Here is a 13191-nt window from a genome sequence, read left to right on the forward strand (position 1 = left end):
TCTTGTTGAGCTGAGCGAAACCACATTAAGATAACCCTTCCATACCTTTAAGGACGCCATTATGCCTGCTGTGATCCGTCATGCTGAACCCGCTGACATTGATGCTATTAAAGCCATTTATGATCAACCTACTGTGTATGCTAATACGCTGCAGCTACCGTATCAGCCGGTGGCAAACTGGCAGCGGCTGTATAACGCCGGCGCCGGCTTTTACAATCTGGTGGCAGAGACTGAAGGCAAAGTAGTGGGGCAGCTTGGCTTGCAGGTGTGCCAAAACCCGCGCCGGCGCCATGTGGCAGAACTTGGCATGGGAGTATCGGAAGAGTTTCAGGGCCGCGGCATAGGCTCTGCTTTATTGCGCGCCGCGCTGGAAATGGCCGATAACTGGCTGAATATCCGTCGGATGGAGCTTACGGTATACAGTAGCAATGAAACGGCTATTGCCTTGTATGAACGTTTTGGTTTTGAAGTAGAGGCCGAGCTGAGTGACTTTGCCTTTCAATACGGCAACTACGTTAGTGCGCTGAGTATGGCGCGGATTAATACCGGTATTGCCGGAGGCTAGCTAACGTAAGCACAAACAAAAACGGCACCCACGGGTGCCGTTTTACGTTAATTACTGTTAATTCATTTCGCTGTTTTTCTTACACTGTACGGTGTCGGTACACTCACCATACAGATATAAACTGTGATGCGTTAACTTAATGCCGTTTTGCCCGGCAATTTCCAGTTGTTTGGCTTCTATCACGTCGTCTTCGAACTCGATCACCTTACCGCACTTTAAACACACCAGATGGTCATGGTGGCTACCACCGGTCAGTTCAAATACCGATTTGCCGCCTTCAAAGTGGTGGCGGGTTAAAATGCCGGCGTCATCGAACTGGTTTAATACGCGGTAAACCGTGGCTAAACCAATATCTTCGCCTATTTCCAGCAGCAGCTTGTATACGTCTTCTGCACTGATGTGCTGATTATTCGGATCTTGCAGGATCTCTAAAATTTTTACCCGCGGCAGGGTAACTTTCAGGCCGGCTTTACGTAACTCGCTGTTGTGATCTGACATAAAAACTCTAACTCTGGCTTATCTATACAAAAGATTATAAAGACATTATGCCAGGAATGAAATGGTAAAAACGGCTTCTTATTGCCAGGTTCACTCTTGTGCTGTGCAACGAGCAAAGTACAATAGCCGCCAATCAGGTCATACCAGAGTGAATTTATGAAATGGGCATTTAATCCGGCAGTAATGCGGCACTTACTTAATTTTTGGCCGCCGTTTCTGTTTCCGGGCATCAAGGTGGCAGAGTTAAGTATCGACTATCGCTATTGTCGTGTTGAACTGAAATCACGACCCTGGACACGGAATATTAATAATACCCAGTTTGGCGGCAGCATGTTTGCCATGACTGATCCGATATATCCGCTGATGTTAATGGGCGCCTTGGGGAAAGAGTATCTGGTGTGGGATAAGCAAGCCGATATCGATTTTATTAAGCCAGGCAAAGGCAAACTAATGGCCGAATTTTGGCTGTCAGATGATACGGTGGAGCAAATAAAAGCCGCTACTGACAGCGGCGATAAACATTTTCCGCAGTTTTTGATACATATTAAAGATAGCCAAAACCAGATAGTGGCAGAGGTAAACCGTACTGTGTATGTACGGAAAAAAGCTAAATACCGGCCGGACTAACCGGCCTGCTCAGGCCATAAAAAACCGGCGGTTAAGCCGGTTTTTTCGGTTTATAAAGCTTCGAATTCTTTTAAGCTCATTTCTTCGTAAATCTGTTTACACCACTGCTTTACCCGTGCTTCAGTCAGCTCCGGCTGGCGGTCTTCATCAATACCTAAACCGATAAAGTGCTTATCATCTGCCAGTGCTTTGGAGGCAACAAAGTTGTAGCCGCTGGTTGGCCAGTGCCCGACGATAATAGCGCCTTTGGGTTCGATGATATCGCGTAAGGTGCCCATAGCATCAAGGAAATACTCTGCATAATCTTCCTGATCGCCACAGCCGAAAATAGCCACCAACTTGTTGCTGAAATCGATATTATCCAGCTCAGGGAAGAAGTCATCCCAGTCGCACTGTGCTTCGCCGTAATACCAGGTTGGGATACCCAGTAACAGTAAATCAAAGGCTGCAATGTCTTCTTTGCTGCTTTTGGCGATGTCACGCACGTCGAACAAGTGTTTGCCCAGTTCTTTCTGGATCATCTTGGCGATATGTTCAGTGTTGCCGGTATCGCTACCGAAAAAAATGCCTACAGTTGCCATTAATCTAACCTTCTTACCTGGTTAACGCTTGTGTCAAAATATGTTCGATATACGCACTGCGTGTGATCCCGGCCTGGTCGGCCTGCTGACTCAGCGCAGCGTACAGCTGGTCAGACACTTTAAACTCAATGCGCTTTAAACCTTTACTGCGATCACGTTTGATTTGATTACGTTTGTTTAGTTTAAGCTGTTCTTCCCGCGGCAATGGGTTGGTTTTCGGCCGGCCCGGGCGCTTTTCCTGAGCAAATAAATCAATCGTGGTGCGATCAGTGGCTATCTTCGCCATTAATCCTAACCTTACTACTCGATAAAATAGGGCACTACGCTTTTGATAATAAATACTGCCGGCGACAGAAACAGCACCAGCCAGACAAAAAACTGTCCCAGCTTCGGCGCGTTACTCTTCTTCAGTACATCACGTATTGCCAACACAATAAACAGGTACAAAATACCTAAACCAAGCCATAAACCGATAGCCTCATACTGCTCTAAAGACATCTTGTTTTACCTGACCTGTAAAAAAGTGCGCGCACTATAGCATAACTTCGGCAAAAAATTAGTGCGTTAGCTCAATAAAAAGTCCTGCACCAGCTTGGTAAACGCTGCTGGTTTTTCTGCATGCAGCCAATGGCCGGTACCCTGAATAATTTTCGCCTGTGCCTGTGGAAATAATTGCATAATGCGTGCTTTATGTTCCGGCAATATGTAGTCGGAATCGCCACCTTTAATAAACAGTGTCGGGCCGTCGTAGCGGCCTTCTGTAAGGTGGGCGTCTATCAACGCAGCGTAATTCGCTTGCAATGCAGTCAGGTTAAAGCGCCAGTAAAAAGTGTCGTTATCTTTTGCCAGGCTTTTTAGCAAAAACTGCCGGACTCCGGGTTCACTGATATGTTGTGCCAGTTGTTTGTCAGCATCACTACGGCTGGTGATCCCCGCCAAATCCACAGCCGTTAAGCCGGCAAAAATGCTGTTATGCCTGGGCGGATAAGCGACCGGGGCAATATCCGCCAGAATAAGTTTGCTAACCCGCTGCGGGTATTGCAATGCAAAGGCCATCGCCAGCTTACCGCCCATCGAATGCCCCAACAACACCGCTGTTGTAATGCCAAGCTCATCCAGCGTTTGGGCTAAATCTTCCGCCATCAGCGCGTAGCTCATTTGCTCACTGTGGCCGGAGCGGCCATGATTGCGCACATCGACATTTACCACCTGATACTGTGCGCTTAAGCTGCGCTCAATAACTCCCAAATTTTCATAACTGCCAAACAGGCCGTGTATCAGCACCACCGGTACCGTGTTACTGTCTTGCTGACCACTTTTGTGGGTATGTAAAAGCATAAAAATGCATCCGGTTAACAGTGATTGCAGCCAGCTAAATTATGTCGCTGGCGTCAGTCGACAAGGCTTTATATAATGATGCCACTTTTAGTCTGCGGAATAAATATATGAAAACCATCGAAATAGATGACGAGCTGTATCAGTACATTGCCGGTCAGACCCAAAAAATCGGCGAAAGTGCGTCTGAAATATTACGTCGCCTGTTGCTGGGAGATGCAGATGCTGAGGTGGTTGTGCCGACAGAGCCGGTTGTCGCAGCAGCTGAGGTGACATTAAACAGTAATATTTTTGACTTAATAAACAAGCAAGATTTACAGGCGGAGTCGAGTGTTGTCGGTCGTTTTTTGTTTATTTTATCGACTCTGGCCAGAGCGCATAAAAAGCAATTTGATAAAGTGCTGGATATTAAAGGCCGTAACCGCTTGTATTTTGGCCGCACGGCAGAAGAGTTGTCTGAAGCGGGCAGCAGTACCAACCCTAAGCCGATACCCAATACCGGCTTTTGGGTGATAACCAATTCAAACACGACACGTAAGAAAATGATGCTAACCGAGACAGCAATTAAACTCGGCTATAGTGAACAGGACGCCGAGCGTATTCGCGATTTGTTATAAAAGGAAAAGTTATGTCTTTACACCCGCTGGCCGGGCAACAGGTGCCCACATCGTTAATTCCGAATATCAGCCGTTTGATGGCCGCTTATTATGTATTGGAACCCGATGTGCATACGCATGCTGAACATAAAGTCAGCTTTGGTACCTCTGGGCACAGGGGCAGTGCACTGACCTGCTCGTTTAATGAACCGCATGTGTTAGCCATTTGCCAGGCCGTTGCCGACTACCGTAAGAAGAACGGCATTACCGGGCCGCTGTTTTTGGGCAAAGACACGCATGCGTTATCAGAGGCCGCCTTTGCCAGCGCATTGGAAGTGCTGATTGCGAATAAAATACAGGTTTGTATACAAAAAGACCTGGGTTACACGCCGACGCCGGTGATTTCTCATGCGATTTTGACGCAAAATAAAGGTGCGACCGGCCAACTGGCTGATGGCATTGTTATTACGCCGTCGCATAATCCGCCGCAGGACGGTGGTATAAAGTATAACCCGCCACACGGCGGTCCGGCTGATACCGATGTGACGAACTGGATAGAGCAACGCGCCAATGCGTTATTAGCCAACGAGCTTGATGGCGTAAAAATGATGCCTTATGCGCTGGCGTTGCAATCGGGCTATTGCCAGCATATCGATTATATTCAGCACTATGTTGATGACCTGGAAAATGTTATCGACATGGCCGCTATTGCAAAAGCCGGTATTCGTATCGGTGTTGACCCGCTGGGCGGCTCCGGTATTGCATTCTGGCCGCGTATAGCAGAGCGTTACGGCCTTAACATTACCGTAGTTAACGATAAAGTAGACCCGGCCTTTGCCTTTATGCCGCTGGATAAAGACGGCCAGATCCGCATGGATTGCTCGTCTGCTTATGCCATGGCCAACCTTATTCAGTTAAAAGATCAATTTGATATTGCCATTGGCAATGACCCCGATTTTGACCGCCACGGTATAGTTACCCGCAGTGGCGGCCTGATGAACCCGAATCACTATCTGGCGGTTGTGATCAACTACTTGCTGGCTAACCGGCCGGATTGGTCGGAAAAATTAGCCATTGGTAAAACCCTGGTCTCCAGCGCTCTTATTGACCGTGTGGTAGCTGCACGTGGCCGTAATTTACTGGAAGTGCCGGTAGGCTTTAAGTGGTTTGTTGACGGCCTGCACAACGGTACTGTGGCTTTTGGCGGCGAAGAAAGCGCCGGCGCCAGTTTCCTGCGCTTTGACGGCAGTGCCTGGTCGACTGATAAAGACGGCTTTATCCTGGGTTTACTGGCAGCGGAAATGCTGGCAAAAACCGGGGTTGATCCTTACCAGCAGTATCAGGCGTTAACCAAAGAATTGGGCTCGCCACTGTATCGCCGGCTGGATGCACCGGCAAATGCTGAGCAAAAAGCGGCGTTGAAAAAGCTGGATATCAGTAGTGTGCATCAAACCAGCCTGGCCGGTGATGACATTACTGCCGTGATGACCAAAGCGCCCGGCAACAGTGCCGAAATTGGTGGGGTAAAAGTGGTAACCCGCAACGGTTGGTTTGCGGCCAGGCCCTCAGGTACAGAGAATACGTATAAAATTTATCTGGAAAGTTTTGTTGATCAGGCGCATCTGCTGCAGTTGGAGCATGATGCCAAAGCGTTCGTTGAATACGTATTCAGTCAGATTTAACACGCGCAAAGGCTATGATTAGTTGTGTAATTAAATTACATTCATGGCCTTAAATTTTGCCTGAAACGCTGTATTAAGGTATTTTTTTGTAACAATTGTACACTTAGCAGTATTATGTGACTATCACAGGCAGCAAACTATCAGGATTTGTAATGAAAACACATACCTCAACTGCCGGCAGCGGTATTACACAAATTAATACCGAACAGCTGAAAGAACAGATCATCCGCCACCTGCATTCAACCCTCGGTACGGACGTCAATAAAGCCAGCCCTCAGGCGTGGTGGAGCGCCACATGCGCAGCAGTAAACGAGCAGGTGTTTGATGGCTTGCGCAACACCCAGCGCACGCACTACGAGCAAAACACCCGCGCTTTGCATTACTTTAGCCTTGAATATCTGATGGGCCGTCTGTTTAGCAACAACCTGCATAATTTGGGCTTATACAGCCAGGCTAAACAAGCGCTGAGCGAACTGGGCATGAATATCGCTGACCTGGAAGACCAGGAGGAAGATATGGCGCTGGGCAACGGCGGTTTAGGCCGTTTAGCCGCTTGCTTTATCGACTCGTTAGCCACGTTGAATTATCCGGCAATTGGTTACGGTATTCATTATGAACATGGTTTGTTCCGTCAAAGTTTTCAGGATGGCCGGCAAATTGAGCGGCCGGACAGTTGGCGCGAATACGGTAACCCGTGGGAAATTTGCCGGCCGGAGTCGGTACAGGAAATCTCGGTGTATGGTTATGTCGAAACTGTATACGACCTGCAAGGCAAGATGAAAAAGGTTTGGCACCCGGGCCGTATTATTAAAGGCGTGCCGTGGGATATTCCGGTAGTAGGTTATAACGGCAGTTCAGTAAACGTGCTGCGGTTATGGGAAAGCCGCGCCAGTGATTTTTTCAACTGGGACGTATTTAACTCCGGTGGTTATATCGACTCGGCGCGTGAAAATATCGAAGCGGAAACCATTTCCAAAGTACTGTATCCGAACGATGAAACCGATGCCGGTAAAGAGCTGCGCTTAATTCAGCAGTACTTCTTTGTGTCCTGTTCACTAAAAGACATCATCCGCCGTTACAAACGCAGCCATGGTGATGACTGGAGCGAATTTGCCAAACAGGTGGTGATCCAACTGAACGACACGCACCCGGCGGTTGCTATTCCTGAGCTGATGCGTATTTTGGTTGACCGCGCTGAAATGCAATGGGATCAGGCGTGGAATTTATGCCAGCAGGTGTTTGCCTACACCAACCATACCTTATTGCCGGAAGCGTTAGAGAAATGGGCCGTGCGCTTATTTGAAAAGGTACTGCCGCGCCATTTGGAAATTATTTACGAAATTAACCGTCGCTTTTTGGTGGAGCAGGTGGATGTGCTGTGGCCGGGCGATAACGACAAAAAGCGTAAATTGTCGATTATTGAAGATGGCCATGACCCTATGGTGCGTATGGGCCACTTGTCCGTGGTGGGCTCGTTCCGCGTTAACGGCGTAGCAGAAATTCACTCACAATTGGTTAAATCAGACTTGTTCCCTGAAATGGTTGCGCTGTGGCCGGACAAATTTACCAATGTGACCAATGGTGTGACACCGCGGCGCTGGCTAAAAGCCTGTAACCCGAAATTGGCTAAGTTGCTGGATGAAAAAATCGGCACGGCATGGCCAACCGATTTAAAGCAGTTATCTAAGTTTGCCGCTTTTGCCGATGACGCCGCTGTGCAAGACGCCTTTATGGCGATTAAGCAGCAGAATAAAGCTGAGCTGGCCACCGTAGTGAAAAAGCTGACCAATATCGATATAGACCCGCATGCTATTTTTGATATTCAGATTAAACGCCTGCACGAATATAAGCGTCAGCACCTTAACCTGTTACATATTTTGGCGCTGTACCGTCGTATTTTGCAGGAGCCGGATTATGACATGACACCACGGGTGTTCCTGTTTGGCGCCAAGGCTGCGCCGGGTTATAAGTTGGCAAAGGAAATTATCTATGCTATCAATAAGATAGCGGATAAAATTAACCACGATAAACGGATAAAAAACCGCATTAAAGTGGTGTTTATGCCAAACTACCGCGTCACGTTAGCCGAGAAAATGATCCCGGCGGCGGACGTGTCAGAGCAAATTTCTACTGCCGGTAAGGAAGCGTCCGGTACCGGCAATATGAAGCTGGCATTAAACGGCGCCATTACAGTAGGTACTTTAGACGGTGCCAATATCGAAATTGCTGAAGAGGTAGGTGAAGACAATATCGCCATCTTCGGTTTAACGGTAGATGAAGTAAAAGCACTACATGCCAACGGCTATAACAGTATGGATTACTACTATGCTAACCCGGAAATTAAAGCCATTCTGGATTGGCTGGAAACTGACTACTTTACCCCGGGTAAACCCGGTGAGTTAGCAGCAATTAAGCGCAGCTTACTGGAAGGTGGCGATCCGTATCTGGTGCTGGCAGATTTTGAAACCTATGTTAAAGCACAGGAAAAAGTTGACCAGTGGTACCGTGATAAAGCCTGCTGGGCGAAAAAAGCCATGCTCAATACGGCTCTGGTTGGTAAGTTTACCTCAGACCGCTCTATTGAAGACTATGTCAGCCGTGTATGGCAACTGGAGAAATGTGCGGTAAAACGCAGCTAACACCCTAAAAAGCCTGTCAATGACAGGCTTTTTACTTTTACCGGAGATGCAACCAGCACTTGTCAGAGCAGTAGAAAACACCTTATAGTACAAAGAAAAATAACAAGGACGTATTTTGCAGTCAGGTAGTTTAGTTTGTGTCGGCACCGGCATGACATTAGGGGCTCATATCAGCCCGCTTTCCCGCAGCTATATCGAACAGGCCGACGTGGTATTTGTGCTGGTGGCCGATGGTATTACCGAGAAATGGATAGAGCAGATGAACGCCGATGTGCGCTCATTGCAGCCGTACTATCTGGAAGGTAAATCGCGGATGATTACCTACCGGGAAATGGTGGCAGCCATGCTGGCTGAAGTTAAAGCCGGTAAAAAAGTAGTAGGGGCCTTTTACGGCCACCCGGGTGTGTTTGCCTGGGTGCCGCACAATGCCATTAAACAAGCGCGCGAGCTGGGTTATAACGCCCATATGGAACCTGGTATTTCTGCTGAAGACTGTTTGTATGCCGATTTGGGCATAGACCCGGGTAGCTCGGGGTGTCAGCACTATGAAACCAGCCAGTTTATGTTTTACAAGCGTAATATCGATACCGCAGCCTATTTAGTGCTGTGGCAAGTTGGTATCGCTGGCGATCGGTCATTAGCTAAGTTTACTACTGACAGTGAATACCGCAAAGTGCTGATAAAGCTGCTGGCCGAATATTACCCTCTTGACCATGAAGTAATTTTATACGAAGTGGCAACGTTACCTATCCAGCCCAAGCGCATTGATTATTTACCTATTAACGCCTTGCCCGATGCCAGTATGGATTTAAAAACCACACTGATAATCCCTCCGAGCAGTAAAGCCGAGTTAAACCAGGCTCTGATTGCAGAGTTGGAGTTGCTGGTTAAAAGCCGCGAGGCAGAGCCAAGCTAATGCCGGTACAGAAGTTTGAAGTGATAAACGGCGGACGCTTGCGGCTTAGACCATTAACCGGTGCCGATTATCCGCTCTACGCAAGTTTGTATGGTGATGCCAGTATCTTGCGCTTTATAGGTCCGGCACTTGATAAGCTGTCGTTACAGAAGAGTTTTGAAATTGCGCTAAAGCTTAGCCATAGCGCAAAATGTAAACGTAGCTTTTTGGTGGCAGAGCTAATCAACGAGACAGATTGCGCAGGTATCTTGGGGATTACGGTAACCGAAGCGGAAAAAATCATTGAAGTCGGGGTAATATTTCGCGAAGCTTTTCAAAAGCAACATATGGCATTTGAATCTCTGCAGATCCTGATTACTTTTTTATGTAACAAATATGCAGAATATGACATTATCGCCAAGGTGGTTGAGGATAACCGGGCAGCCATTTGGTTAGCCAGGCGGCTCGGCTTTAATTTTAACAGCAGCACCAGCCGCTTCGAGCTGGACAAACAAAATAGACCTTAATGGGGATACATCATGGGAAATATCATAAATTTTATGGAAAAACTGGGTGCTTCTGCTGAGTTTCAGGAATTAAGTGAAGCAGAAGTTCTGGAAATGTTACAGCAACAACAGTTGGTGAAGGATAAACCGACTAAATTTTATTCTGCAGTCGAAATGTTATTAGACCCGAGGAGAAATTTGGTGTGTGGTGTTGCTCCTGCAGAAGAGCCAGCAGAAGAGCCCGAAGAAGACACACCAGATGACGAATTAACTGAATAATTAAAAAGCAGCCAGTGTTTTTTTTTAAAAACAGACTAAATTTTTTTAATACAGCATGCCTGCTTTTTGTTGGCATGCTGTCTTTCATTCCAGTGTCCGCAATAGAGAGCCAGAAACTTGATGAAATCTTTATTTTGGCAGAAGAGATAAAGTCGACAGATTTTAAAAAGTTCTCAGAATTAGTGACTTTTTTAAGTGGGCAGAGCGACAAATTGTCTCCTGCACAAGTTGAAGAGCTCGAATACTTACAAAGCTATAGTTTGGTCTATTCCGGAGAACGGGATGAATCGTTGGTTAGATTGCGTCATCTGGCGGAGAGTTCAATTTCTGAAAACTTAAAGTTTAAGTCGTACGGATTAATGATAAACAGTCTGGTACTGTCAAGAAAATACAGCGACGTATTTCAGTATTTTGATGATTTTCATAATTTACTCGGAAAAGTCTCAGATGAAAGCATAAGAAGTTATGGTTTTGTTATTATTTCACTGGTCTTTAATAGTATAAATCAGTTTGATTTGGGGCTGTACTATGCTGAAAAGTTGATAGAAACGACTAAGGTTGATAGATATCGCTGCATAGGAATGCAGTACAAAGTAGAAGCTCTTCACAGAGCTAAAAGATATCAAGAGTTTTACAATTTTTATGAAGATGCGATAAATAATTGCATCGTCGCTAAACAGCCAGTTTACGTAGGAATTATACGTAGTTTTAGGATAGAGCAGTTAGTTGAAGAAAGTCCGCAACAAGCACTGGAGACTTTGAATGCATATTTCAACGAGGTTGAAGCCACATCCTACAAAATATTAATCACTTTGTATCGAGCGTTGTATAGCTCAATCTATCTTAAACTAGGTCAGACTGACTTAGCTTTAAGTTACGCTTTAGCTGCCCGTGATAACCTTGAAGTGAGCGAAATCAATTATGCGGTATTGCGTCTTTACTCTGCTCTGCATGAAGCCGCAAAAATTTCTGGTGATTACCAGCAAGCGTTAAATTTTCACGAAATTTTAGTAGCAAAACAAAAAGCTTTTGAAGATGAAAAGACCTCTGGTTTGTTGGCGTACAATATTGCCAAGGCGAATATTGAAGTAAAAAATCAGCGTATTGCGTTGTTGGATAAAGACAACGAGTTGTTGTCTTTACAAAAAGATCTTTATGAAAAAGAAGTTAAACAAAACCGCTTGATTATGATGGTGCTGGCTTCAGTGTTGGTGTTGGCGTCGTTCCTTGCCTATCGCGGCATGTCCGGGCGCAAGCGCTTTAAGAAAATTGCGGAGTACGACCAGCTAACGGGGATCAGTAACCGTTATCACTTTAACAACCAGGCTAAAGTGGCGCTGGAGTATTGCGAGAAAAACGCCAAACCGGTGGCGGTGATACTGTTTGACCTGGATTACTTTAAAAACATTAACGACATGCATGGCCATGCGGCGGGCGATTGGGCCTTGCAGGTGGTGGTAAAAACCTGCCGTAACTTTATGCGTAATAACGACGTGTTTGGCCGTATCGGCGGGGAAGAGTTTGCTGTGGTGCTGCCGGGCTGTCAAACCGACAAAGCGGTGCTGCTGGCTGAAATTTGTCGTGACGCTATTGCCGGTATTGACAGCACCGACTGCGGGAAGCAGTTTCCGCTAAGCGCCAGCTTTGGTGTGTGCGGCTCTGATACCTCCGGCTACCAACTTAAGCAACTGTTGGCAGATGCTGACAATGCCATGTACCGCGCGAAAGAAGCCGGCCGTGATCAAGTGATGGCTTTTGCCCCTTAGCGCGGATTTAACCAGGCTGCCGGTTTTGCCGCAGGGCTGAACCGGGGTAGAATCAGCGCCAGTCCGACAACAGGGAGCTGGCGCATGGCGCAATCATTATTACAAGAGCAACTGCAACAACACGGTGATTTTCTTAATCTTACTCTGACAAACCCTGACGGGTTAGCGCCGGCACAGTTTAATCTGGCCGATGGCACCGTAGTAGACATATGGGACACCGGAGTAATTTGCTTTACCCCGGTCGGGCCAAGTCAAAAAGATATCGTGTTATCCTGTGGTGTACATGGCAATGAAACCGCGCCGATAGAAATTTGTGCTGAGCTGGTAACACAGCTGCTAACCGGTCAGCTTCCGGTGAAACATCGCTTATTAGTGTTGTTTGGTAACCCGGCCGCCATTAATGCCGGCAGCCGTGAGATTACAGAAAACTTAAACCGGTTATTTTCCGGCCATCACAGTATAGGCGCCGGCTTGATTAATGCCGAGCGTCAACGAGCTAAGGCGTTAGAGGACTATGTCAGCCGGTTCTACAATGAGGTACGCGTAACTGATTCGGTGCCGCGTAACCGTTATTTATATGATTTGCACACCGCTATTCGTGGCTCACGCTTTGAAAAATTTGCCGTGTATCCGTTCTTGCATGATAAGCCATGGCAAAAGGCTGAGTTTGAGTTTTTACAGGCCTGCGATGTCACTACTGTGCTATTGATGCAAACGCCGGCATCGACCTTTAGCTACTATGCCTCCAATAGCCACGGCGCCGATGCCTTTACCATTGAACTGGGTAAAGTACAGCCGTTTGGCCAAAATGATATGCGCCGTTTTAGCAAAGCCCGCGCGGCATTGCGTCAACTGATCAGCGAAGACAAGGTAAGCACGCAGCCGTTTGACGAGTCGCAGTTTCAGCTGTATCAGGTGTATCGGGCTATTAATAAACAAACGCAGGAATTTAAACTGCACTTTGCCGATGATGTGCAAAACTTTACTGCTTACCCGGTGGGTACGTTGTTAGCAACTGACGGCGATACCGAATATCGGGTAGAGCGGGATGGCGAAGCCATTATTTTCCCCAATGCTAAAGTTGCCATAGGCCAACGCGCCATGTTGATGGTGGTACCCACCACAGTGCAGCACAACCTGGTGTAACAACAGTTAGCCGATTAACCTGCTGTAAAGAGTAAATTTAAGCTGACAGTCTCCGGCAGCGCCTGCCTGGCTAAAC

General features: G+C 47.0%; 15 protein-coding genes. 10 read left to right on the plus strand and 5 right to left on the minus strand.

Going from position 1 to position 13191, the window contains the following annotated elements; all coding sequences use genetic code 11:
* Window positions 1-61: 61 nt before the first annotated feature.
* Window positions 62-565 (plus strand): GNAT family N-acetyltransferase, encoded by a 504-nt coding sequence (locus HRH59_RS10895; protein ID WP_173501294.1) that lies wholly within the window; start codon window positions 62-64, stop codon window positions 563-565.
* Between the two features lie 57 nt (window positions 566-622).
* Here the strand turns inward: HRH59_RS10895 and fur are convergent, their stop codons facing one another.
* A complete protein-coding gene (gene fur / locus HRH59_RS10900) occupies window positions 623-1063 on the minus strand; it encodes a ferric iron uptake transcriptional regulator (RefSeq protein ID WP_173501295.1) in 441 nt (146 codons plus the stop codon).
* 156 nt (window positions 1064-1219) lie between these two features.
* Here fur and HRH59_RS10905 point away from each other — a divergent pair, with 156 nt between their 5' ends.
* Window positions 1220-1690: a DUF4442 domain-containing protein gene (locus HRH59_RS10905; protein ID WP_173501296.1), complete on the plus strand. Its 471-nt coding sequence runs from the start codon at window positions 1220-1222 to the stop codon at window positions 1688-1690.
* Window positions 1691-1740: 50 nt separating this feature from the next.
* Here HRH59_RS10905 and fldA read toward each other — a convergent pair whose 3' ends face one another.
* The 4 genes from fldA to HRH59_RS10925 all read right to left on the minus strand — a co-directional run bounded on the left by fldA (window position 1741) and on the right by HRH59_RS10925 (window position 3609).
* A complete protein-coding gene (gene fldA, locus HRH59_RS10910) occupies window positions 1741-2271 on the minus strand; it encodes a flavodoxin FldA (protein ID WP_173501297.1) in 531 nt (176 codons plus the stop codon).
* Between the two features lie 13 nt (window positions 2272-2284).
* The gene (ybfE, locus tag HRH59_RS10915; protein ID WP_173501298.1) at window positions 2285-2557 is read right to left on the minus strand and encodes a LexA regulated protein; all 273 of its coding nucleotides are present in this window, start codon (window positions 2555-2557) and stop codon (window positions 2285-2287) included.
* A 14-nt stretch (window positions 2558-2571) separates the two neighbouring features.
* Window positions 2572-2769 (minus strand): DUF2788 domain-containing protein, encoded by a 198-nt coding sequence (locus HRH59_RS10920; protein ID WP_092792784.1) that lies wholly within the window; start codon window positions 2767-2769, stop codon window positions 2572-2574.
* Between the two features lie 66 nt (window positions 2770-2835).
* Window positions 2836-3609, minus strand: a complete 774-nt coding sequence (locus HRH59_RS10925; protein WP_173501299.1) for an alpha/beta fold hydrolase — start codon at window positions 3607-3609, stop codon at window positions 2836-2838.
* A 107-nt stretch (window positions 3610-3716) separates the two neighbouring features.
* On the opposite strand from HRH59_RS10925, the gene seqA reads away from it, so the two are divergent.
* From seqA to astE, 8 genes are all read left to right on the plus strand, one after another.
* The gene (gene seqA, locus HRH59_RS10930; RefSeq protein WP_173501300.1) at window positions 3717-4223 is read left to right on the plus strand and encodes a replication initiation negative regulator SeqA; all 507 of its coding nucleotides are present in this window, start codon (window positions 3717-3719) and stop codon (window positions 4221-4223) included.
* A gap of 11 nt (window positions 4224-4234) precedes the next feature.
* Complete coding sequence (gene pgm / locus HRH59_RS10935; RefSeq protein ID WP_173501301.1) at window positions 4235-5884, plus strand: phosphoglucomutase (alpha-D-glucose-1,6-bisphosphate-dependent); 1650 nt, start codon at window positions 4235-4237, stop codon at window positions 5882-5884.
* A 152-nt stretch (window positions 5885-6036) separates the two neighbouring features.
* Window positions 6037-8523 carry a glycogen/starch/alpha-glucan phosphorylase gene (locus HRH59_RS10940; protein ID WP_173501302.1) on the plus strand — a complete coding sequence of 829 codons (2487 nt, stop codon included), beginning with the start codon at window positions 6037-6039 and terminating at the stop codon, window positions 8521-8523.
* Between the two features lie 115 nt (window positions 8524-8638).
* On the plus strand, window positions 8639-9439 hold the full coding sequence (locus HRH59_RS10945) for an SAM-dependent methyltransferase (RefSeq protein ID WP_173501303.1): 801 nt from the start codon (window positions 8639-8641) through the stop codon (window positions 9437-9439).
* Entirely contained in the window at window positions 9439-9945 is a 507-nt protein-coding gene (locus HRH59_RS10950) for a GNAT family N-acetyltransferase (RefSeq protein WP_173501304.1), read from the plus strand. The genes HRH59_RS10945 and HRH59_RS10950 overlap by 1 nt, the downstream gene beginning before the upstream one ends.
* Window positions 9946-9957: 12 nt before the next feature.
* Window positions 9958-10203, plus strand: coding sequence for a hypothetical protein (locus tag HRH59_RS10955; RefSeq protein WP_173501305.1), 246 nt, complete (start codon window positions 9958-9960; stop codon window positions 10201-10203).
* A gap of 14 nt (window positions 10204-10217) precedes the next feature.
* Window positions 10218-11969: a GGDEF domain-containing protein gene (locus tag HRH59_RS19560; protein ID WP_173501306.1), complete on the plus strand. Its 1752-nt coding sequence runs from the start codon at window positions 10218-10220 to the stop codon at window positions 11967-11969.
* 84 nt (window positions 11970-12053) lie between these two features.
* On the plus strand, window positions 12054-13115 hold the full coding sequence (astE, locus tag HRH59_RS10965) for a succinylglutamate desuccinylase (protein WP_173501307.1): 1062 nt from the start codon (window positions 12054-12056) through the stop codon (window positions 13113-13115).
* Window positions 13116-13191: the final 76 nt, after the last annotated feature.

This window comes from Rheinheimera lutimaris (genome assembly GCF_013283795.1).
GTDB lineage: Bacteria > Pseudomonadota > Gammaproteobacteria > Enterobacterales > Alteromonadaceae > Alishewanella > Alishewanella lutimaris.

What these genes read in the sequence shown, in the direction of transcription:
- HRH59_RS10895 (WP_173501294.1), top strand. Translation starts at nt 62, where the DNA reads ATGCCTGCTGTGATCCGTCATGCTGAACCCGCTGACATTGATGCTATT.
- fur (WP_173501295.1), bottom strand. Translation starts at nt 1,063, where the DNA reads ATGTCAGATCACAACAGCGAGTTACGTAAAGCCGGCCTGAAAGTTACC.
- HRH59_RS10905 (WP_173501296.1), top strand. Translation starts at nt 1,220, where the DNA reads ATGAAATGGGCATTTAATCCGGCAGTAATGCGGCACTTACTTAATTTT.
- fldA (WP_173501297.1), bottom strand. Translation starts at nt 2,271, where the DNA reads ATGGCAACTGTAGGCATTTTTTTCGGTAGCGATACCGGCAACACTGAA.
- ybfE (WP_173501298.1), bottom strand. Translation starts at nt 2,557, where the DNA reads ATGGCGAAGATAGCCACTGATCGCACCACGATTGATTTATTTGCTCAG.
- HRH59_RS10920 (WP_092792784.1), bottom strand. Translation starts at nt 2,769, where the DNA reads ATGTCTTTAGAGCAGTATGAGGCTATCGGTTTATGGCTTGGTTTAGGT.
- HRH59_RS10925 (WP_173501299.1), bottom strand. Translation starts at nt 3,609, where the DNA reads ATGCTTTTACATACCCACAAAAGTGGTCAGCAAGACAGTAACACGGTA.
- seqA (WP_173501300.1), top strand. Translation starts at nt 3,717, where the DNA reads ATGAAAACCATCGAAATAGATGACGAGCTGTATCAGTACATTGCCGGT.
- pgm (WP_173501301.1), top strand. Translation starts at nt 4,235, where the DNA reads ATGTCTTTACACCCGCTGGCCGGGCAACAGGTGCCCACATCGTTAATT.
- HRH59_RS10940 (WP_173501302.1), top strand. Translation starts at nt 6,037, where the DNA reads ATGAAAACACATACCTCAACTGCCGGCAGCGGTATTACACAAATTAAT.
- HRH59_RS10950 (WP_173501304.1), top strand. Translation starts at nt 9,439, where the DNA reads ATGCCGGTACAGAAGTTTGAAGTGATAAACGGCGGACGCTTGCGGCTT.
- HRH59_RS10955 (WP_173501305.1), top strand. Translation starts at nt 9,958, where the DNA reads ATGGGAAATATCATAAATTTTATGGAAAAACTGGGTGCTTCTGCTGAG.
- astE (WP_173501307.1), top strand. Translation starts at nt 12,054, where the DNA reads ATGGCGCAATCATTATTACAAGAGCAACTGCAACAACACGGTGATTTT.